The organism is Paenibacillus sp. O199, from assembly GCF_001636635.1.
Lineage (GTDB): Bacteria > Bacillota > Bacilli > Paenibacillales > Paenibacillaceae > Paenibacillus > Paenibacillus marchantiae.
In genome coordinates, this window is sequence record NZ_LGRP01000006.1 from 73,407 (window position 1) to 95,540 (window position 22,134).

Below are 22,134 nucleotides of genomic sequence, written 5' to 3' on the forward strand. Positions count from 1 at the left end.
TCCCTGATATCTGATTTGTGTGGCAAAAGAAAGTCCGTTTTCTGTCGTTTTCACTATTTTTTCAATGTTTTAGGATGTTTTTTAACCCACCATGTTATAGAATACAGAATGAAACTAAAAAATGGGAATTATTTTAAATAAACAGTTCTAAATACCTACTTTTTACTTTCATATGTCCATAAGTACGTAAAATATTAAAAAAGTTTTAACAAAACTATTCAATTTGACGACATTTTATACGACATATTAAGTATAGATGTGTTTTAATAATTAGACACCTATGGGTATCTAGGTAAAAATATCTCTACATAGCGACCAGGAACCCAAGACCATGGTCGCACATTATGCCTTTGGAGGGGATACTGGAATGACTTAATTTGCAACATGAAGGCACCAACATATTATCAATTCAAAGAAGATCAGGAGTGGACTTTAGTGAAATCATTAAGTTGGAAAAGCATGTCTTTTTTCTCCAAAAATCTGTTGCTTTCATTTACTAACATTATTATCATCGGCGTGGCACTTATTGCCAGCAGCTATTACTTTCAAAAAACAATCCTCGTAGACCAACTACATGGTCAGGTAGAACAAATTACTAAAAAATGGGCAGAAGGCATTGATTCCACCGAAGTGCAGGCTGCTATTGCAGAAGCCAATTATGATGGAAAAACCCAAACCAAATTGCGTGCCTATTTCGATGAAATGCAGCAATATTATCCTAATATTGCACAAGCCTACATCTTTGGCGTCGAGCTGGGTGGAGATAACCAACGGTTAACTTCCCTTGTTGCCATGCCAACCAATCTGAAGGAAGCCTTCCAGAGTGAAAATGTAAATATCGGCGACATGTATGAACAGCCAGTCGTTGTGGCAAATGCACTGAAAGAAATGGTGAATACCGATCGCCCAACGTTCACCACATTTTATTCCGATGATTTCGGAACCTGGACAACCATTGCTTACCCGATCAAGGATAGCAACGGCAAGATTTACTCTTACTTTGCAGTCGATGCAGACGCATCAGCAGTACCTGCCGGACTGAACAAATTGCTCAAGAACGGAATTATCATCCTGGTAGCGTTCCTGCTGTTGTTCCTGATTATCCAATATCTTGTTGTCAAAAACACGCTTTCCCCTATTCGTCACCTGATCAAAGGGATTGATGACGTAAGCCGGGGTAATTTAAATGTCAAAATTCCGACAGGCAAAGACGATCTGGGCATTGTGAACGAAAAGTTCAATACAATGGTTCGCAAGATCAACGATACCATCGTCAAAGTGCAAATCACTTCGCAAGAAGTTAACGAGTCTGCTAAGGAACTGTATGAAGTCTCGGAGAGAAACAGCGAGAATGCTGATTCTATTAATAGCAACGTTACTCAGATTACATCCAACATTCGTGCACAGGAACAGGCAACCCGGGATAGTGCCCGTGCGATGTCCGAGATGGCTATCGTCATTCAAACTATTGCCAGCAGTTCAGCGAGTGTAGCTGACGAGGCCTATGAGATGGAACGTCGATCCCAACAAGGAAACAGTGTGGTTCGTCAGGTATCCGAACAGATGAATCTGATTACGGAATCTGTTAAAAACACCGCTTCGGCCATTCAGGTTCTGGAGAGCCGCTCTCAAGAAATTGGCGATATTCTGAATATCATCTCAGGCATTTCCAGCCAGACGAACTTGCTTGCACTCAACGCATCTATTGAAGCAGCACGTGTTGGTGAAGAAGGTCGAGGATTCGCAGTTGTAGCAGGTGAAGTACGTAAGCTTGCTGAGCAGTCCGAACAATCCACGAGCCAGGTTGCTGTACTGATCCAAGAGATCCAGGCTGAAATCAGACAAGCCGTTCGTGCGATGGAACAAGGAACGTCTGAAGTGGATACTGGACTCAGCGTAGCTGATCAAACCGGTCAATTGTTCGAAGAGATTCTGGAAGCAGCCAAGAAAGTATCGAATCAGATTCAAGAAGTATCGAGTGCTACAGAAGAAATCTCTGCAGGTACAGAAGAAATGACCGCAACTGCGGATGATTTGTCTGCGAGTGTGAGTAAGACAGCTGACAACAGTGAACGGATCTCTTCATCCGTAGATGAACAAAAAGCATCTCTGATTACACTTGTTGATTCCTCTACCCGTTTGAACAACATGTCTGAGGAACTGCAAGAACTGATTTCGCATTTTAATGTAAGTAAACAATAATTCAACCCACAACTTGAACGGTTTGAACCAAGGAGGAACAACTGAAGTGGTCGAAAATCAATCATCATCTACCCAAACAGTGGAATCTGGCCTGCCGGTTCTTCAGATTCCACTGGATTTTGGGCGCCGTCAACAAGCATTCACTTATGAGTCTGCTCATATTTCATTGGAATCGTCCCTGGGTCGGGAACTGAAACAAAAATTCGGTTCAGAGGGCGTATATCCAGCATTATTGTCTGCCTACGCAGCCTTGTTGTTCCGTTTATCAGCTGAGCAGGAACTTGCCATCGGCACGCTGGCTCCCGATCAGGTAGCCTCCCATGTGTTATTGCAGATTCAAGGAAAGTTAACCTTTATCGAACTGATTCATCAGATTTCAGATCAACTCCAGCTGCATTACACGCTGCAAGCGGGAGGTAATCCGGAAACGCTGTTCATGTTTAACAGTGTACAGCTCCCTAAAGCTCCTCAATTGTTAAATTGGAATATTCGTGATGATCAGAATATGCTCACGCTGGATCTGTTCTATGACAGTTCACTTCTAAATGAATCTACGGTCACAAGATATGCAGAGTATTATCAGACTCTTTTACTGGCTATGTTGCGTGACCAAGACAAGGCCATCGGCACAGTGGACATTTTATCCGCTTCAGACCGGTTGCTATACCGAGAAATGAATGATACCGCCGTTCACGAACCAGAACATCAGACAATTCATGGCTGGTTCGAAGCAACAGCAGCCGAATATCCTGAATCTCCAGCAATTACTTCACCAACTGGCAGGTACACCTATAGAGAATTGAATGAACGTGCCAATCAGGTTGCCCGTGTGCTGTTATCCAACGGATTGCAAAAAGGAGAATTCGTCAGCATCTTTATGGAGCGGAGTTTGGAAACAATTATTTCTTTGCTCGGTATTCTCAAAGCTGGCGGAGTATACGTTCCTGTCGATCCTGAGCACCCACAAGAACGCAACAGTTATATTGTCGAAGATACAGCTTCATCCTTTGTCCTGACCAAAGAGTCCTCTTTACCTGAAGCTTCACGGTTATTCTCAGGAATTACTAGCGTTCGCCAAATCCTGGCCGTAGATGGACGCCTTGCCGGATTCGCTGCAAGTAACCCCAATCTCGATATTGAGCCAGACGACCTGGCGTATATCATTTATACCTCGGGATCTACCGGCAAGCCCAAAGGTGCGCTTATTGCCCATCGGGGTGTAGCCAATCTTGGTAGTGTGGTGCAGCGAGATTGCGATATTCAACCAGGTGACGTATTAACCCAGTTTGCTACATACAGCTTCGATGCATCAGTGTGGGATACGATTGGCGCCTTGTTCTACGGAGCAGAACTGTACCTGTTGTCGGCGGAAGAACGTGTATCCGTTGAAGAATTTGCGAGTGCAATTGAGCGCACAGGCACAACAATTATTACGATACTGCCAACCATCTTTTTCAACCAGCTTGCTTCCTTCCTGTCTGATGAAGGCTTCCACAAGCTGGCCAAAGTCAAAATCATTACCGTGGCTGGAGAAGCACTGTACGGTGAGCAGGTTCGTGCCTTCCAGCGCAAATTCGGCAACCAGATTGATATCGTCAATGTATACGGACCTACGGAATGTACAGTAGCGACAGCGACTCACCGAATTAGTGAGCAAGTTCCGGAAAGTGTCGTTAACATTCCAATAGGCAGACCGATTCATAACTATAAAGTGTATATCGTAAATGAAGAACAGCAATTATGCCCGGTAGGCGTTCCCGGCGAGGTATATATAGCAACACCCGCTTTGGCCAAAGGTTATCTGAACCAGCCGGAGCGTACAGCGCAGGCATTCATTGATAATCCATTTGCCATCGATGAGAAAATCTATAAGTCTGGCGATATTGCCAAAATGCTCGATACCGGACTGCTGGAATATGTCGGACGCAGCGACTCCCAGTTAAAAATCCGGGGTCACCGGATTGAGATTGGAGAGATCGAGGATCATTTTGCCCGTCTGGATCAGGTTCAGGATGTGGCCGTGATTCCCAAGAAGGAATCGGATGGTCAAAACATGCTCGTAGGATACTTTACATCCAAAGATGGCAGTACACTTTCCGTTGCGGATATTAAAGCGGAGCTAACGGTGAAGCTTCCTTCCTATTTTGTACCCAAATGGATCTGTCAGCTCGATGAAATGCCAATCGCACCGACAGGGAAAATCAATCGTAAAGCGATGGTAGCTCTGCCTCACCTAGAGCGTCATGAAGATCGACCTGATCGGGTACTGCCAGAGACGGAAACCGAAGCAATTATTCTGGAAGCATGGAAAGAAATTCTTCAGCACGATGACTTTGGTGTGGAGGATAGCTTCTTCGCCATTGGCGGTGATTCTCTTCGGGTCATCCATGTGCTGGTTATTCTGAAGCCGCATTATCCGCAGCTGAAAATTGTCGACTTTTTTGCCGAGAAGACGGTTCGTGCCTTGGCACAACGCGTGGAGAAGCTGGCTCAAACTACAGAAGAAACTACCCATTCCTCAGTGAATGAGGGCATGATCACCCAATTGTCAGAACATCCTGTAGAGCTGAGATCCCAGATTGGATATCCTGAAATTCTGAATCCCGAGCATGTACTCCTGACCGGGGCTACCGGATATCTTGGATCCCATGTGCTGCAACAGTTGATTCTAACTTCGAATACACGCATCTATACTCTTGTGCGCCGTCCCGCAGACGGAAGCTCTGCGATGGAACGACTGAGCAGCGTCATGAAAGGTTACTTTGGACCGGAGCTTCTACCTCTCCTCGCATCCCGCGTCGAGATTATTGAAGGCGATCTGGAGCAACCGAATCTTGGTCTTTCAGTCGAGCAGACAACTTACGTGCAAGAACGAATTGACCGTGTGATACACTGCGCCGCGGATGTACGACATTTCGGGGATGCAGCACAATTCGCCAAAACCAATGTGGATGGAACCACTGCATTGCTCAAACTCGTTCGCAGCAAACCAGGTGCCTCCTTCCACCATGTATCCACGATGGGGATACCGGAAGATCTTGCACTCAGTGGACAGTGGGAGTCATCATTGCAATATGATCGCTTCCCAGCGGACCTGCACGTGGACAACCTGTACTCGGACAGCAAGCTTGAAGCCGAGAAAGTGCTTATGATTGCTGCTGAAGAAGGTGTACCTGTTAGCATCTATCGTGCAGGTAACCTGACATGTCATTCCGAGACGGGACGTTTCCAGTCTAATATTGATAGCAACGCCTTTTATCGCATGATTAAAGCAATGTTATTGCTGGGCAAGGCACCGGCAGCCGACTGGATGGTTGATTTTACACCTATTGATTATGCAAGTCAGGCCATTGTGCATCTGGCATTACGCCAGGACACAGCAGGACGTGTATTCCATATCTGTAATCCGGAACCTATCAGCTACGATGATCTGATTCGTTCTGTGAATCGGGCCGGTTATGAAGTAGAGACTCTGCCTTTTGCAGAATACACCAACTGGTTGTTCGATGGCAGTGTCAGCAAGGACCCTGAGGCACTTCAACTGGCTATCGCCCAGCTTGAAGGAGACGGTGCCAAGGATTCTGCCTACGTATATGCTTCTCCTGTAACAACCGCCTATGTAGAACCAGCCGGCATTATATGCGCCAAAACTGATGATCGTTTCATCTCAAAAATGATGGAACATGCCATCGAGATTGGTTATTTCCCTAAGGCCGTCCGACCGCAGTTTGGTACTTCGCCAACAATGGAATAACTCCAATAAAGTGAATGCCTATATTGCATCCATTAATGAATATAAAGAAGCCACCTCAACGTCAGTGATGACGGATAAGGTGGCTTCTTTTCTTCGTGAAGAATTCTCAAATCAAGCGGATCAAAGCAATGACAGCCAAATGTGCAGGATAAAAATAACGCCAAATCCAACGCGGACCTTTCAGACGGAAGCCTGCGTTATAATACTGGGCCATTGCAATTCCTGCCGTAGCAATCACGCTGTACATCTGAATAGAGCTGCTGTGCAGATAAATATACAGCACATTTAAGAGCAAATGAGCCATTACTAGTACTGGGCCCTGGAAGTAACGGAATAGCAATACAAGCAGTAGGCCATACATACCATAATCCATATGGGTCATCTCCATGACCAAACCAGCCACGATCACAATCGGAATTCCCAGCAAACGGACCGGAAGTTTATCGAGCACAAGCAATACAAGCAGAGCAGACCATAATGTCCATACCACATTCAGCGAAAAATGATTAAAAGCCACCATAAACGGCAATTGAGAAATCACTGCAATCCAGAACAACCGCCATATGTATTTTTGTACGTTGCGAGTATGTTTATAACCGATATAAACGGCAAAAGCATAGATTGGAAAAGCAATTCGACCAATGATTCGCAGCTCACCGACCTGTGGATAAAAGACGGCTCCTATATGATCGATCAACATCGTGATCATGGCTATCCATTGCATCATTTTGTGCTAATCCCTCCTGCTTATCCTCAACTTCAGGTTTCTCAAAGTCTATCTTATATATGAAGTTCATAATACATGAACTTGGTGTCCAGCGTATAGCCTTCCGACTCATATAATGCCTGAGCTTTCTTGTTGCTTATCGCCGTAGAGAGCACTATTCGTACAGCCCCACTCTCATTTCCCCATAGTCGTGCAGCTTCCAGCAGCTTACGCGCAATTCCTCTCTGGCGATGATCCGCATGTACGTACAGATCATTTAGTACCCAGATTGGCCTCATGGACACTGAACTAAAGCTAGGATACAGCTGTATAAATCCACCAAACTCACCCGCTAAGGGTTTATTCGTCAGACTGTACTCCTCTTCCTTTTCTGTCTCCAATTTCGATTCGGCAACCAAAATAACGGATTCATTCCGTTCCATTCGTTCTTTTATGTATTCACTTGCTCTCTCCAGATCGGTAGGCTGATCGTAAAACATTCTATAGTCATTGAACAACTGTGCCACTCCGTTAACATCACTAAGCTCAGCAAGTCTGATCCGATACGCCATCTTCCCTCAACTCCTTATAAAATCGTCTACTTACTTCATTCCATCCTCTTATTTTAAGGCAGATCTGACGATCTCCCCATTCATCATCTGCATCAAAGTTTGTAATATATTTCGATAATCCAAACTTAAAAGTATATTTCATTGGAAGCGTCGCACACTATAGTCAGATTACAGGCTCGGCATTACAGCATAGGGAGGCGAAACTGAAATGGAAAAAGACAATATCTATGAACAGGTTAGAGCTAATCTGTTGGGTGTTGCCGACATAATCTATCAGCCTTTTCAAATTGGACCTTTCCATTGTGAACTCATCTATATTCAGTCCATTGTAGATACCCCTACTATGCGGGAAGCCATCGTCAAACCACTGCTTGAGGAAGCCTCGAGAAATGAAATAGATCATCAATTCATTACCCGAGTCCTGACCGGATCATTTTTCACCCTTAACAGCCACCACTCGAATTCACCAGAAGCAATTGTGGATGATATCGTGTCAGGTAATGCAGCCTTATATATCGAGGGTATTTCGGGAATGATTCATTTTGCACTTCAAAATTATCAAAGGCGTTCCGTAGCGGAATCAACCAATGAAGTTGTAATTGTTGGCCCTCAGGAAGCCTTCATTGAAGATATTCATGTGAACATGTCTCTGCTTCGGCACAAAATTAAACACCCTGATTTGAAGATGATCAAATTCACCATTGGAAAATACACCAAAACCGAGGTGTTCGTTGTATATATCCAAGGGTTATGCAAGCCAGACATTTTGGAAAACGTGTTGGAAAGTCTTGGTAATATTGATATGGATAGCAGCCTGGGTGTAAGTTATCTATCTGAATTTCTGGAGGACCATCCTCTCTCTCCGTTTCCACAATATCAATATACGGAAAGACCGGATACGGTGGCTGCTGCACTGGTTGAAGGACGGATTGGGGTCATGCAGGATGGAACACCGTTCTCCCTGCTCATTCCGGTTACTTTTTTCTCTTTAATGCAGTCTTCGGAAGACTATTATCAACGATTTTATTCTGCCTCCTTTATCAGACTTATTCGTCTGTTGTTTGCCTTTATAGCCTTCCTGCTTCCATCCTTTTATGTCGCCGTAACTACATTTCACCCGGAAATCATTCCGACCAACCTACTGATTACGATCGCTTCTGCTAGAGAAAACATTCCTTTCCCTGCCTTGATTGAAGCGCTCATTATGGAAGTGACCTTTGAAGGTTTGCGCGAAGCGGGGATTCGTATTCCGAAGCCACTGGGCCAAACGGTGTCTATTATCGGGGGGATTGTTATTGGTCAGGCGGCCGTACAGGCTGGAATTGTCTCAGCACCACTGGTTATTGTCGTATCTATCACAGGTATTGCCGCCTTTATCATCCCGCACTTCGAGCTCGGACTGGCCTTCCGGCTGCTTCGATTTCCGGTGCTGTTTATGGGTGGAACGCTGGGTCTGTTCGGCATCGTGATCTCGATCTATCTGATCTATTGGTATATGGTTAGTCTGCGTTCATTTGGCGTGCCTTATATGCAGCCATTTGCCCCCCTCGTGCTACGTGATATCAAGGATACTATCGTTCGTGTGCCTTGGTTCCTAATGAAGAAGCGACCAGCAGCTTACGAAGATGCGAATAAGAAAAGGCAAAAAACATGAAAACGTGGATGATTATGCCCAAACTGAGTGTCGTTTTGGTATGCGTGTTACTTTGCAGTGGCTGCTGGTCCAAAGTGGAAATAAATGAACGTACGTTTATTACAACCATGTATGTGGATAAGGGTGAGAAACCAGGTGAAATCGATATTTCATTAAGTATGCCACTTCCCAACCGTCTCTCTCCGGAAGGTACGGGCGGACCTGGAAAAAATCCATATGCTCTCGTTTCGTCTACCGCATCCACCATCGCTGACGCCATAGAGAAAATCCAAACCGATCTCACACGAAAGATTTCCTGGGGGCACACACGGGTAGTGGTGTTCGGTGAGGCATACGCCAGAGAGGGTATTCAAGATGCGATGGAATGGATCTCACGTGAACCTTTGTTCCATCTTAGCAGTTACGTCATGGTTGCGAAGGGCAGAGCCAGAGACGTGGCGGATCTGACTCCCGTTTTCGAGGAAACACCCAGTGATGTGTTAAGAGAATTTGCAACCCAAGAAAACATGTTAAAGACGCAAATGCTCAGTGTACTTATGGCTGACAAAATGAATCAGGGCTTTGCCGCCCCCTTTCTGGAATCGAAAGGAACCTCGATGGCAAGTGAGGATAATAAACGAAAGCAATGGACCAGTCAAATAGGTGGTGCTCTTTTCAAACAGATGAAGATGGTCGATTCAATCTCGGCGAATGAAGCAAGGACCATAGCCTGGGCCAATCGCAAATTGGATTCCGTGGCCCTTTCCGTGGAAACCGATAAAGAAAAAGCGAGCATGACGATCTATAATATGAATTCCAAAATTAAGGTCAGGCTTGTCAACGGACAGCCTTTCTTCGACATCACTTTGCGGGGGCAGGCAGAACTGAATTCCGTGATTCCGATTCTCAAGGTCAAAGATATTGTGGGCGTGAATCAGATTGAGCAAAAGGCCAATGAAAAAGTGAGTGCCTATCTAACCGACGCAATAAGGAGTGGCCAACGTAAGAACGCCGATATTCTAATGCTCGGTTATCGCCTGGAATGGGCATATCCTCAGATCTGGGAAAAGTTGCGTCCCGTTTGGAATGATTATGTCAAAAACGAATTGCAGTTTAACGTGCATACCCAAATCAACATCCAGTTCGTAGGTTCGGAATCCAGCTACTGATAGGAACAGAGGAAAGCTTCAGGCCACTTTAGGAGGTAAACCAATGATTGCTGTTGTTTTGTTTGCCGTACTGTACATACTGGAGTGGCCCATGATCAAGTCCAGCAAAAAAGGGATGAAACGGGCCTATTTCATTCTGCTGGGGATATTTCTGCTGTGGAATACGTTGGCTGTCTCTGTACCGGGCTGGCCTAATCCCAATGATGTCATCAGGCTGGTCTTTGGCTGGGCAGACCGCTTGTTTGGCTAAGAAAGGAGCACGCCATGATCAAATTGTCTGCCGGACAAGCGTACCGTTTTATGTTTGTCTACCTGTATTCCGAACCCATCGCTTTCCTTCTGCAGCGCTTGTTCAAAATGAGCGGTTATCAAGGATGGATATCCATCCTTGGCGGGTTTGCGATCAGTCTGATTCTTCTCTTTTTCACATACAGATTGGGAGCGGTTTACCCGGATCGACCCTGGATTGATTTCGGTGAAGAAATTGTGGGCAAGGCCGTTCACAAGCTGTTCCTCGGTCTCATTGTGTTACTGTGCCTGTATTTGATATCCGTTGACGTAGAGAATTTCATCGTTTTTCTGCAATCCATGTATTTACCCGAGACACCCATATGGCTGACAGCAACCGTAACTATTTTATGTATTAGTCTTTCAGCGCGCTCAGGTTTGATTACCATTGTCTATTTATCAGAAGGGATATTTCTGGTGCAAATCTTCACCTCTACTTTTCTCATGCCTGCTGTAATGGGTGGGGGGAATCCTGATGTACTGCTTGCCATGGTAACGCATCATGATCTGAAAGAAATTTTAACAGGCTCGATTTCAACCATGCCCTGGTTTTCCGAATGGATGATGTTCCTGTTCCTCGCCCCTGCCATTGCTTTCAGGCGGCCGCTTCTACGAAGTATGTTATTTGCAGGTTCTACGCTTGCATTATTCATTATCGTGTTCTGGATGTTTACGTTAATGAATTTTGGACCTTACGAAGCCAGCAGTCTTCGCTACCCTTTGCTGGAGATGATACGTTTTGCCCGTTACGGCGATTTTCTGGATAACCTGGACCCTTTCCTAATTGCCATCTGGTCTACGACCATGTTTACTCGCAGCTCGTTTCTGTTATACGTCGCCTCCGTTTGTCTTGCTAAACTTACCGGAGTTCGGCAGGAAAAAACGGTAGTTTACTTGCTAGCCGGAACTGCGGCTTCTTATGTGCTTCAATATGCAAAAGACGCGGCTTCCTATGAATTAGCCATTCGTTCTTACGCCATTGCTACATATGCCGTGCTTATCGAGAGTATGCCTATATTATATGTTGTTGTTTACTGGCTGCGATTTGGGAAAAGCAAAAAGGCAAGCGAGGCTTCTGCCGCCCCGTCGCCTTGAGTTTGATTCAGTTCAGTTCAACTTTTTTCGCTTGTGGGTAAGGCTCTGTATCTGGAAAAATGACACCTTTTTTCAAAATCAAATTGGCATACTGCGCACGTTCACCGGTTGCAACAATGACATAGGCGCGAGAAGCCCGCTCATAAAAAGCAAAACGCTCTTCATGATCAAAGGCATCCGTGATGCCCTCATGGTCAAGGATCAGCCTGCGATAGTCTTCCCAGATGATGGGCACCACCTGATCCCCCTTGACGACCTGCATAACGGCTGCCGGCCGCTCAGCGTACGTATCGAGTGGATACAAACTTAAAATGGCATCCAGTAACTCCACGGTACCCAGCGCATCACAGCGAATCAACCGCTGGGCATGACTGGCTGCGGGGAAGTTGCCATCAGCCAGTACTAGTTCGTCTCCATGACCCATTTCAGACATGATCTTCAGCAGTTCCGGAGGTATTATTGCGGGAATGTTCTTCAGCATACTCAGCTCTCCTCAGTCAGCTCCAGAATCAGCTGGAGCGGATTCGTCTTCGTAACCTCAACCATCATGTGGCCCAATTACCGCGATACAGCGGCACTTCTATTTTATCAGTATTTACCAACGTTTGCATATTTCAATGTTCACATAAAACATTATTCCACTGCCAATCTCATATGAAAGGGTGTTATCATGACGCCGATATTCATAAATCCGTTTTGACAAAATTAATTGTTTAGCATATAGTTGTTATAACAAGTAAATGAATTGAGACTATTTTTATTTTAAGAAAGAGAGGATTATATGGGGAACGATTATTCACTCGATCAATCCATTGGATTCATGCTGGGCATGACACATCGCAAGGCGTCGGCTGTACTAGCCATACGATTCAAACCCTATGATATTACGACAGAGCAGTTTTCCGTTCTGTTCAATATCGGCAGAGGCGAAGGCGTGAACCAGAAGGAAGTCGCCAATCGCGTTTATAAGGACCAGCCCACAACTGCCCGCATTATTGATCTGTTGGAAAAGAAAGGCTGGGTCGAACGCCGGACCAGCGAACAGGATCGCAGAGCCTACTTGCTCTACTTGACCGATGAAGGAAAGATATTGCTTGACCAGCTTGTTCCGCTCGAAAGAGAAATGAATAAAAATCTGATTGAAGGTATACCCGAAGACCAGATGGAAGCATTTAGACATACTCTTTCCCTCATGAACAGCAACCTGTAACGAATTTTACACCAGGGGGAATGAACAACTAATGAAATCACAATCATCGCAAGTCAAACTATGGACCACCGATTTTATCCTGCTCATGTTATGTAACTTTCTACTCTTTCTACAACTCCACATGATTGTATCCCCACTGCCTTCTTATGTGCAGGACCGTTTTCACGCCAATGCCTTTGAAGTCAGCCTCTTTACCTGTCTTTTTGCCCTTAGCGCCATTGCTGCCCGGCTCTATTCAGCCAAAGCATTGGAGAAGGGTCTTCGTAATGCCATGATCTATATTGGCCTGACAGTTGCCTTACTCGCTACACTTGGATATTATTTTGCTGCCGGGATTGCGGTCCTGTTATTGCTGCGCATGGTGTTCGGTATCGGATTCGGTATGAGTAGCACGGCTTTCCCGACTATGGCGTCGGATATTGTGCCTGTGAAACGGATGGGTGAAGGTATGGGCTATTTCGGCCTGTCCACAAGTCTTGCCATGTCCATGGGTCCCATTATTGGGGTCACGTTGCTTCAGGGTGCCGGGTTCATGACACTCATGTTATGTACGGCAGGTGTTATTGTGGTCATCTATCCGCTCAGCTATTCACTGACACGCAAGAAAGCACGTAGGGTGAATGATGAGGTGATACTAACACCTCCTGTTGGAACAGCTGCGATATCAGGCACCAAAGTAAAGACGCCTTTCAACCGCAAACTGATTCTGCCAAGTGTACTGAATTGTTTACTGTCCATCACGTATGGCGGACTGGTCGGATTCATCGTTTTGTACGGAAAGGAAGCCAACCTGGCTAACCCTGCACTGTTCTTTTTGTTTAATGCTCTCGCTGTACTGCTGGTTAGACCGTTTGCAGGTCGGATCTATGACAGTAAAGGTCCAAAAGCCTTACTGATTCCCGGAGCGATATTCATCGCTGCTGGACTGATTACGCTCTCTTACGCTTCGTCGATGTCCATCTTGTTTGTCGCTGCATTTTTATATGGAATTGGATATGGTTCAATACAGTCTTCCATGCAGACCTGGATGATTCAGATTGTCTCCCCTTCACAGCGCGGTATGGCTAACGGCATGTTTCTGAATACGCTGGATCTGGGGATTGCTCTGGGAGCACTTCTGCTGGGCGCTATTGCTTCCATAACTAGTTATACCGATATGTACCGTTATTCCATTGTGTTCATGATTCTATTCCTCCTGATATACCTGATTCAAGGGAAACGAAATGGAGGGTTTGCGGTGCCTGTGCATCCTTTATTGACGCATACACATATCGCTGCCCAGGATTCCGATCGGCATGAGCTTACCGAGACTGCAACCGAGAATAACACAACTACTCAGCAAAAAGATAATTGATGTAACTACACTGTTATCCTTCGATTCATTAAAACGCGTCTACTCTGTGAGGAAAGATACATCCCTCAGAGTAAACGCGTTTTTATATTTTAATTCAGAGTGGACTTTTCTTTCTCCGCCCCGGCAGATAACCACTGGGCTGTTTCACTTCATCATAATCACGTTCACGTTGATTTTGACCACTGCCTGATGTGGGCTGATTTCCCTTATCTGGCTTGACTGCCAATAACGTGAGTAGCCCTCCCACCGCCCCGGACGCGGCGAGAATACCAAACAGAAGGAAATGGTGGGAAGAGATCAACAATGACACGACAGGAGGACCGAGAGACACACCGATAAAACGCATGCTGCTGAATAACGCCGTGATGGTGCCGCGTTGTTCCTTGTCCACCCCTTCAGTAACCATAGCATCCAGACATGGCAGTGTAGCGCCTATTCCCGCTCCACCAAGGGTGAACAAACCAACAACTACATAAATGTTGTCAAAAAGCCCGATCACGCCAAGAGATACAGTTAAAACAGCAAGTCCGATAAAACCAAGCCATTTCATCCGTGTCTTGTTCTTTCCTATCCATTTTCCAGCAAAGAAAGACGCCAGACACAAGGCTGCCAGTGGTATAGCAAGTACAAGTCCTTTAAGTACACCCTTTAATTTGAACTCCGATTCCAACGTCTCCGATAGATAAAAGAGCACACCAAAGAGAACAAACATGCAAATACCGCCAATCGCAAAAATCGCATACAGCCAGCGGCCCTTTTCTTTCAGCACACTGCGGATGGAAGCAACAAATTCGGGAAAGCTCTTTGGTTCTTCCTTCCTCTTGGGTGTTTTCACCAGGAAAATAACCAGAACCAATGAAAGCACACAAAGTACCGGAATAGCCATAAAAGGCAAATACCAAATCCATACAGCCAAAGCTGCACCCAAAATCGGACTTAGTACCTTGCCGAAGGTATTCGAGGTTTCAATAATGCCAAGGCTTTTACTTACCTCGTTTTCATCATCGAACATATCACCCACCAATGGAATGACAATCGGGAAAGCCCCTGCTGCTCCTATCCCTTGCAAAAGTCTGCCACCGAGAATACTCCAGTATGCCGCATTTCCATCCAGCATCCAGGCTGCTCCTCCTGCTACAGCGCCTCCTGCGGCTGCAATGATGAGACTGGGGATAATAACGGCTTTCCTGCCGAATCGATCCGACAGATATCCTGCAAGTGGAATGAGCAGGATTGCGACGACCGCATAAACCGTAATTAACATGCTGACCTTGAATGAGGACACTTTCAATTCACGCTCAATCTGCGGAAGGATGGGGATCAGCATGGAGTTACCCAGTGTCATAATAACCGGGATGGAAGCGAGTGCGACGAGGTCCCACTTTTTATCTTTCATACCTCAACCACCTTTACAGAATCAGAAAACAACAACGTTATTGTGGGTTGTTCTGCAGTTGAATATACGGCCTATGTAAAAAAGGTCACTGGGGATAACAGCGCAAAAAGGCTGCCGCACTAAATTCAGTGCCAGGACAGCCTTTTGGCCATGCATTATGAAGATCAACAAATCAACTTATTTCAACACAAATTGCTGAAGGGCTGCACCGCCCCTGAAAACAATGCAGAGCTGGTCAATCTCACGCTCTCCCTTCAGGGAACAGCGAACTGTGCTCCACTGAAGATTCTTCCCGTTGACTGTTCCAGCGGGACCAGGAATGACACAAGTGCCGAGCAGTGGGCCTTCCGGACCTTCCGCCCGAATCTCCAATTCGCCACCCTCTCCGAAGGTTGCCACCCGACCCTCAAACGCACTAGCTTGCCGGAAAACATTGTCGTGGAATGAAATCCAGGAAGAACGACCTTCATGATACAGCGGTTCGCCTGAAGCAATGGCTCGGACGGCTGAACGACCTTCCAGACACTCATCCAACAGAACGCCTGCATATGCATCGTAATTTTCCGCAAACGTAGGCAGATTCAGCGCGCGTGCAGGAATAGTTTCACCCTCGATGAGAATTTCTGCGGTCTGACGAATATCTGCCGAGGAACGTCCAGCCATGATCGACCAGATGGCTGTTTCAAGACAATATCTGTCACGAGTGACATCCCAGAAGACCAGTTTTTGAACAGGAATTTCGAAAGATAGAGTTTCCACGGCGCCAGAAGCAAGATGAATACGTCGGAAAGCGATCAACTGACGTTGTGGTCGCTTTACCCGTGAAGTTTGGGCGTGCCCGTACAGCTGCACCACTTCATCGCTGGCACGTGCCCCTTTGTTCTCGACCTGCACTTCAATCTTCAGCACATCATCTCCAGAAGATCCCTGTGCCCGCTCCACTCGAATCGCCTTATACTCAAATTCCGAATAGGTCAACCCATGACCAAAGGGATACAGGACTGGACCTTCATGATACATATAGGTTGTACCGTTATGAATAATGTCGTAATCCATGATGTCTGGCAGCTGTGATTCATCCTCATACCATGTCATGTTCAGTCTACCAGCAGGAGCATAATTTCCGAGCAGAACATCCGCAATCGCATTCCCCAGTTCCTGGCCTGCGTGCGTCAGGTATACGATTGCCGGAGCCACGTCTTTTAACTCTTGCAGTGCAAATGGATAACTGCCAACAATGACAACGACCGTATTCGGGTTCACTTGGCAGACTTCTCTTACCAGTCGGGCCTGCTCAGGCGGAAGCAGCAGACTTGGGCGATCGATCTCCTCTTTGCCGTTAATATATGGACTATTACCTACAACAACGATAGAAACGTCACTATTCTGAGCAGCTTTTTTCGCCTGCTCTATTCCGTTAGCAACAATGTCCAGCTTGAACACAGGAGGTTTCTGCTTCCCTTCTACGGCATCCGGATTACCAGATGAACTCAAGTCCTCGTCTTTTTGTTCCGGCGTTGGGGACAGCACCAGTTGCCCCTGATGTTCATCCAGCCTCAGTGGCAGTCCGTTCCACGTACGCAACGTGCTGGTTCCATCCGCTTGTGAATCAATCTGTACTACTTCCTTGACGAACCAGCCACCAATCTCCGGCGCATTCGCCTGATAGATGCCCTGTTCGGTTAACGAAACATAGCGATTATTTTTCACACTGCGAAGCGTATGACTTCCCCAGCCCCAGTCCTGATGGATGAACTCAGCGGCCTCCGCACTACCTTCCGGCACGGCTGCAAGCTTTCCTTCAGCACCGAGCGTGATCACCTTGCCATCGGCTGTCTTCAAGCTGATGCGATCATTCCCATCTGCAAAAGATATTTCAGCTCCAGCAAGCTGCTTGCTCAGTCCTTCCAAAACGGTAACACGATAAGGCAGTGTGCCGCTATACCAATCGGTATAGACCACATCCGCGAGGGGACCGATTACGCTAACCTTCTGCAATCTTTCCGATTGGAGAGGAAGCAGTCCGTCATTTTTGAGTAAAACGATAGACTCGGCTGCTGCTCTATAACTTAATTTGGCATGTTCAGGCGCACACAATACAGATTCCGATATTGAAGCATACGGGTTAAGTCCCGTCTGATCCAGTTGTCCAAGCCGCATCCGCACGCCAAAAATATTACGAATGGCCCGGTCAAGATCCTCGACCTCCAGCAAGTTACGCTCAAGCGCCTCTTCCAAGGCAGATACTACCAAGTCAACCTCGTCCGTCAGACAGTCCACACCTGCCTTTATAGCCCCTGCTGCGGATTCCGCATGCGTGGCATGATAACCGTGATAATTGACCGTCTGAGACAAATCTCCCCCGTCACACACGATAAATCCAGGCATAGCCCACTCACCCTTGACCACATTATTCACGTATGGACTTTCAATAGCGGGTGTGCCGTTGATCGAATTGTAGGCTGTCATCATGGAAAAGGCCCCACCTTCTACGAAAGGCGTCTCGAATGCTTTTAAATAATATTCACGCAAGTTACGCGGATCGATGCTGGATGAACAATTCAACCGATCCTTCTCATTATTATTGGCAAAAAAGTGCTTCAACGTCGCTACCATTTTTAAATAGAAAGAATGATTACCCTGCATACCCTTCACAAGAGCTGCCGACATTTCACCTGTCAGTACAGGGTCCTCACCATATCCTTCTTCCGTTCTCCCCCAACGGGGATCACGTTCCAGATCGACAGTTGGCGCCCATAAGGTCAAGCCGTGACGCTCGGGTGCACGATGGTGGTATGCTCTAGCTTCATCTCCGATGACGGAACCAATTTCGCGCATGAGCTTGGTGTTCCAGGTGCTCGACAGACCGAGTGGCTGCGGGAAAACGGTAGCTTCACCTATCCAGGCAACCCCGTGAGCCGCTTCGCCTCCCACATTGTAACCGGGTATTCCCAATCGGGGTACTGCGGCTTCGCGTGTAGGAATTAATCGGATTTTCTCCTCCGTTGTCAGACGCGCAATCAAGTCATTCAATCGTTCTTCCAAAGGTAATGTTGCGTCCCACATCGGATATTGCATATACTCTTTCATACTAAACCCTCCTACTTATTCGTTAAGTTTGAGTCTCTTCCATTCTTTCAATAGATCCAGTGTACGCTCACGATACTTCTGTCCTGCCTCCGGCTGATCCACCTGATGTTCATGCACATATGCGTTAAAGTAAGAGGAAAGTATGCGATAGGCAAGAAGGCGTGCCTGTCCCTCATCGGACATATCCTGTGGCCGGCCATAACCTTCATGAAAACCAGCTGATGATTCTGTCGATAAAATCGCCTCAAACGCCCTGTCCGCAAACATGGAACGATCCCCATCAATGATGGCGGCTATGTTTAGTTGCCCGTTCTCCTCATGAACAAGCACGTTGGCTTCCCACAGATCATTATGAACAAGAACCGGAACAGTCACCTGATCAAATAAATCCTTATTGGTTATGAACATATCTGAGATTTCTTCTCCCACACCTGGCATATACCCGGCTTGTGAAGCTTTGAGTGCCGTCTCTTCTGCAAAAGAGTGCAGCACCTCGGACCAATGATCCGAGCCTTTAATCGTCCCATCCCCTTGCGGCCAGCCAAACGATGCACCCTCAATCTGATGCATGACAGCGGTATAAGCGCCGAGCTGATGATATAATTGCTCTTTATCTGACTCCGAAATCGATGGATGATCCAATTGCTTACTGGGTATAAACTCCATAAACATGTAGGTTCTCGGAATGATCAATCCGCTGTCATCACAGGCAATAATGTTTGGAGCAGGAATGCCTGCCTTACGGTAATATTCATAAACGACAGGTTCAGCAGACATCATTGTCCGTTCAAATGAAAATAACGGATCGCCAGAAGATCCCAGCGGCAGCTCTGGAGCCAAACGTAATATCACATCCGTGTACGACGCATGTTCAAGCTGAATTCGATACGTTGTATTAAAAAGTCCACCCTGCAACAGTGCAAAACTCTTCACAATGGTAGCGGTTCCAAAAGTATTCTCAACCAACTGATGTAGCATCTCTGCTGTAATGGTTTGGTGTAAACCTGATTTCGTTGTACTCATTTGATATAATCCCCTATCTTTATCTGTCGCTAGCAACTAAATGATACTACCATTTCTTTGTTAGAACCATACTTCCATGGCACGACAGTAGACAGTAGACAGTAGACAAACAGACGGCACCTTGCGGTACCGTCCTTCTGTTCATCCAATAAACATTACAGTTGAATTGTAAGCGAGCTAGCACCTGCTGCTGCCGTAAAGACAACACCATTTGCACCAGACATTTGGGAACCACCCTCTACGCCGGATACACTCTCAATGCCACGCAGCACGAGATTCCATGGTTTGCCTGCACCTTCAGCACGAACTTCCAGAACAGAACCGTTACGTGATACGTTAACAACCAGCTCCTGCTCAGCACTTTGGTTTACAACCACCGCTTGAGCGGAGTTGCCGTCAGCCAGTTCGAACAAGTGAAGGGACACATTGTCCGCAAAGTCATAATCCGGTTTGCTATCCACAGCACCAACAGCAATTAGGCTGTTTGGCTTAACCATCATTGGCAGTGTTTTGAAGTCATGGTTTTCGCTAATCCAACGTCCACCTTCAACTTTGGCACCTGTCAGATAGTTGGTCCATGTACCTTCAGGCAGGTAATAACGAACATCACCCTCCTTGTTGAAGATTGGAGCCACCAGGATCGAATCACCAAACATGTATTGTGTATCCAGGCTGTATGTTGTTGGATCCTCTGGGAAATCAAGCAGCATAGCGCGCATCATCGGAATACCTTTCACAGTCGACTCGACCGCAGAATTGTAAAGATACGGCATCAGGCTGATTTTGAGTTTGGTGAAGTCACGAACAACGTCCACGGATTCCTCGTCAAACAGCCAAGGCACACGATACGAAGTGCTTCCGTGTAGGCGGCTGTGAGAAGATAAAAGTCCGAATTGTACCCAGCGTTTGTATACGTCAGGGGTCGCTGTACTTTCAAAGCCGCTAATATCATGGCTCCAGAACCCGAAACCGGAAAGTCCAAGTGAGAGGCCGCCTCGAAGTGATTCAGCCATGGATTCATAAGTAGAAGAGCAATCTCCGCCCCAGTGAACCGGGAACTGTTGACCACCTGCTGTTGCAGAGCGTGCAAACAGGGCAGCTTCGTTTTTGCCAATCTTATCTTCGAGCAATTCAAATACAGCTTTGTTATAGAGCTGTGTATAATAGTTGTGCATTTTAACCGGATCAGAGCCATCGAAGTACACGACATCTGTCGGAATTCTTTCACCGAAGTCTGTTTTGAATGAATCAACACCTTGATCAAGCAGGACTTCCAGCTTGCTCTTATACCAATTAACAGCATCTGGGTTCGTGAAATCAACCAGTGCCATACCTGCTTGCCACAAATCCCATTGCCATACGCTGCCATCCGCTGTTTTTACCAGATAACCGTTCTCCATACCTTCATCGAACAAGTAGGATTTTTCTGCAATGTATGGATTGATCCACGCGCAGATTTTGAGTCCTTTTTCTTTCAGACGTGCAAGCATACCTTCCGGATCTGGGAACATCGCTTCATCCCATACGAAATCAGACCATTGGTATTCCTTCATCCAGAAGCAGTCAAAATGGAATACAGAAAGCGGAAGATCACGTTCAGCCATGCCATCTACGAAATGGTTAACCGTTGCTTCATCATAGTCCGTTGTGAATGATGTTGTCAGCCACAGACCAAACGTCCATGCCGGTGGAAGCGCTGGTTTACCTGTTAATTTCGTATAATTATCAAGTACATCCTTTGGATTGTCCCCACCGATAATGAAGTATTCCAAAGTCTCGCCTTCTACGCTGAACTGCACTTTAGATACATTCTCAGATGCAATCTCATACGATACGCGTTCAGGATGGTTTACAAATACGCCATATCCTTTGTTGGACAAGTAGAAAGGAATGTTCTTATATGACTGCTCACTGCTTGTACCGCCGTCCTCATTCCAAGTGTCCACCACTTGGCCATTCTTAACAAACGGCGTAAAGCGCTCACCAAGTCCGTAAACGTATTCACCAATGCCGAGATCAAGCTGCTCGCGGAAGTACGCTTCCTTACTTGGACCTGTAATATAACCAGCCGCTCTTTGACCGCTACCTGTAATCCGTTTTCCTCCATACAGGAAGCTGACGTCCCAACCGTTCGTTTTGTCGATTTGAACTTCCAGATTGCCGCTTTTCAAAACAGCGCCTTGTTCATTTTTCGAGATGTCTACTTTCACATCTTGATGGTAAAGCTCAAATTCAGGCCCTTTTTTCACTCTGCCCTTATGGTGATTCAAGGTTACGCGAATAACGTTAGGCATAGGGGAGCTGTATGTTGCTTTAAGTAATGTACCGTTCAACGTGTCGCCTTTGGTACGAATATATTTAGTAGCCGCATGTACGGTTAAAGAATCCTCTTTTTGCACAATATCACGAATGTCAGTCGGGTTTTGAACGTGGTACCCTTCACGAGTCATCCAGAATCCATCAGTAAATTTCATGTTTTCTTTCCCCCTTCGGTTATACTATAATAATATTGACATTAATAACGAATTTCTTCTCATATTTTGACCAAATATATCACGATTCTGATATTTCTTATCCGATTCTTTATAAACACCACCAATCTATGGGAACGTTTACATTAATAATGATGCAAAAGGAGATTC

General features: G+C 46.2%; 15 protein-coding genes. 8 read left to right on the plus strand and 7 right to left on the minus strand.

Annotation, left to right across the window (positions count from 1 at the left end):
- The first annotated feature begins 459 nt into the window (after positions 1-459).
- Complete coding sequence (locus A6049_RS11085; protein ID WP_063564933.1) at positions 460-2,202, plus strand: methyl-accepting chemotaxis protein; 1,743 nt, start codon at positions 460-462, stop codon at positions 2,200-2,202.
- A 46-nt stretch (positions 2,203-2,248) separates the two neighbouring features.
- A complete protein-coding gene (locus A6049_RS11090; RefSeq protein WP_063564704.1) occupies positions 2,249-5,956 on the plus strand; it encodes a non-ribosomal peptide synthetase family protein in 3,708 nt (1,235 codons plus the stop codon).
- A gap of 106 nt (positions 5,957-6,062) precedes the next feature.
- Here the strand turns inward: A6049_RS11090 and A6049_RS11095 are convergent, their stop codons facing one another.
- Together A6049_RS11095 and A6049_RS11100 are read right to left on the minus strand one after the other, a co-directional pair.
- Positions 6,063-6,683: a TraX family protein gene (locus A6049_RS11095; protein WP_240321372.1), complete on the minus strand. Its 621-nt coding sequence runs from the start codon at positions 6,681-6,683 to the stop codon at positions 6,063-6,065.
- Between the two features lie 53 nt (positions 6,684-6,736).
- Entirely contained in the window at positions 6,737-7,234 is a 498-nt protein-coding gene (locus A6049_RS11100; protein ID WP_063564705.1) for a GNAT family N-acetyltransferase, read from the minus strand.
- 208 nt (positions 7,235-7,442) lie between these two features.
- On the opposite strand from A6049_RS11100, the gene A6049_RS11105 reads away from it, so the two are divergent.
- Genes A6049_RS11105 through A6049_RS11120 form a run of 4 tightly spaced genes read left to right on the plus strand, consistent with a single transcriptional unit; the run spans position 7,443 to position 11,419 of the window.
- Positions 7,443-8,888 (plus strand): spore germination protein, encoded by a 1,446-nt coding sequence (locus A6049_RS11105; RefSeq protein ID WP_063564706.1) that lies wholly within the window; start codon positions 7,443-7,445, stop codon positions 8,886-8,888.
- Positions 8,885-10,036, plus strand: a complete 1,152-nt coding sequence (locus A6049_RS11110; RefSeq protein ID WP_063564707.1) for a Ger(x)C family spore germination protein — start codon at positions 8,885-8,887, stop codon at positions 10,034-10,036. Before A6049_RS11105 ends, A6049_RS11110 begins: the two co-directional genes overlap by 4 nt.
- 43 nt (positions 10,037-10,079) lie before the next feature.
- Positions 10,080-10,286 carry a hypothetical protein gene (locus tag A6049_RS11115; protein WP_063564708.1) on the plus strand — a complete coding sequence of 69 codons (207 nt, stop codon included), beginning with the start codon at positions 10,080-10,082 and terminating at the stop codon, positions 10,284-10,286.
- 14 nt (positions 10,287-10,300) lie between these two features.
- A complete protein-coding gene (locus tag A6049_RS11120) occupies positions 10,301-11,419 on the plus strand; it encodes a GerAB/ArcD/ProY family transporter (RefSeq protein ID WP_063564709.1) in 1,119 nt (372 codons plus the stop codon).
- 7 nt (positions 11,420-11,426) lie between these two features.
- On the opposite strand, the gene A6049_RS11125 is transcribed toward A6049_RS11120, so the two are convergent.
- Entirely contained in the window at positions 11,427-11,900 is a 474-nt protein-coding gene (locus tag A6049_RS11125; protein ID WP_063564710.1) for an RbsD/FucU family protein, read from the minus strand.
- Positions 11,901-12,200: 300 nt separating this feature from the next.
- On the opposite strand from A6049_RS11125, the gene A6049_RS11130 reads away from it, so the two are divergent.
- Together A6049_RS11130 and A6049_RS11135 are read left to right on the plus strand one after the other, a co-directional pair.
- On the plus strand, positions 12,201-12,629 hold the full coding sequence (locus tag A6049_RS11130; protein ID WP_063564711.1) for a MarR family winged helix-turn-helix transcriptional regulator: 429 nt from the start codon (positions 12,201-12,203) through the stop codon (positions 12,627-12,629).
- A 31-nt stretch (positions 12,630-12,660) separates the two neighbouring features.
- Positions 12,661-13,983, plus strand: a complete 1,323-nt coding sequence (locus A6049_RS11135; RefSeq protein ID WP_063564712.1) for an MFS transporter — start codon at positions 12,661-12,663, stop codon at positions 13,981-13,983.
- A 94-nt stretch (positions 13,984-14,077) separates the two neighbouring features.
- On the opposite strand, the gene bcbE is transcribed toward A6049_RS11135, so the two are convergent.
- The 4 genes from bcbE to yicI form a co-directional block, all read right to left on the minus strand.
- On the minus strand, positions 14,078-15,379 hold the full coding sequence (gene bcbE / locus A6049_RS11140; protein ID WP_063564713.1) for a bacillibactin exporter BcbE: 1,302 nt from the start codon (positions 15,377-15,379) through the stop codon (positions 14,078-14,080).
- A gap of 177 nt (positions 15,380-15,556) precedes the next feature.
- Complete coding sequence (locus tag A6049_RS11145) at positions 15,557-18,469, minus strand: glycoside hydrolase family 3 C-terminal domain-containing protein (RefSeq protein WP_063564714.1); 2,913 nt, start codon at positions 18,467-18,469, stop codon at positions 15,557-15,559.
- Between the two features lie 15 nt (positions 18,470-18,484).
- Positions 18,485-19,492, minus strand: a complete 1,008-nt coding sequence (locus tag A6049_RS11150) for a phosphotransferase family protein (protein WP_063564715.1) — start codon at positions 19,490-19,492, stop codon at positions 18,485-18,487.
- Positions 19,493-19,647: 155 nt separating this feature from the next.
- A complete protein-coding gene (yicI, locus tag A6049_RS11155) occupies positions 19,648-21,966 on the minus strand; it encodes an alpha-xylosidase (RefSeq protein ID WP_063564716.1) in 2,319 nt (772 codons plus the stop codon).
- Positions 21,967-22,134 lie beyond the last annotated feature (168 nt).

What these genes read in the sequence shown, in the direction of transcription:
- A6049_RS11100 (WP_063564705.1), bottom strand. Translation starts at nt 7,234, where the DNA reads ATGGCGTATCGGATCAGACTTGCTGAGCTTAGTGATGTTAACGGAGTG.
- A6049_RS11085 (WP_063564933.1), top strand. Translation starts at nt 460, where the DNA reads ATGTCTTTTTTCTCCAAAAATCTGTTGCTTTCATTTACTAACATTATT.
- A6049_RS11145 (WP_063564714.1), bottom strand. Translation starts at nt 18,469, where the DNA reads ATGAAAGAGTATATGCAATATCCGATGTGGGACGCAACATTACCTTTG.
- A6049_RS11150 (WP_063564715.1), bottom strand. Translation starts at nt 19,492, where the DNA reads ATGAGTACAACGAAATCAGGTTTACACCAAACCATTACAGCAGAGATG.
- A6049_RS11130 (WP_063564711.1), top strand. Translation starts at nt 12,201, where the DNA reads ATGGGGAACGATTATTCACTCGATCAATCCATTGGATTCATGCTGGGC.
- A6049_RS11095 (WP_240321372.1), bottom strand. Translation starts at nt 6,683, where the DNA reads ATGATGCAATGGATAGCCATGATCACGATGTTGATCGATCATATAGGA.
- A6049_RS11120 (WP_063564709.1), top strand. Translation starts at nt 10,301, where the DNA reads ATGATCAAATTGTCTGCCGGACAAGCGTACCGTTTTATGTTTGTCTAC.
- bcbE (WP_063564713.1), bottom strand. Translation starts at nt 15,379, where the DNA reads ATGAAAGATAAAAAGTGGGACCTCGTCGCACTCGCTTCCATCCCGGTT.
- A6049_RS11105 (WP_063564706.1), top strand. Translation starts at nt 7,443, where the DNA reads ATGGAAAAAGACAATATCTATGAACAGGTTAGAGCTAATCTGTTGGGT.
- A6049_RS11115 (WP_063564708.1), top strand. Translation starts at nt 10,080, where the DNA reads ATGATTGCTGTTGTTTTGTTTGCCGTACTGTACATACTGGAGTGGCCC.
- yicI (WP_063564716.1), bottom strand. Translation starts at nt 21,966, where the DNA reads ATGAAATTTACTGATGGATTCTGGATGACTCGTGAAGGGTACCACGTT.
- A6049_RS11125 (WP_063564710.1), bottom strand. Translation starts at nt 11,900, where the DNA reads ATGCTGAAGAACATTCCCGCAATAATACCTCCGGAACTGCTGAAGATC.
- A6049_RS11135 (WP_063564712.1), top strand. Translation starts at nt 12,661, where the DNA reads ATGAAATCACAATCATCGCAAGTCAAACTATGGACCACCGATTTTATC.
- A6049_RS11110 (WP_063564707.1), top strand. Translation starts at nt 8,885, where the DNA reads ATGAAAACGTGGATGATTATGCCCAAACTGAGTGTCGTTTTGGTATGC.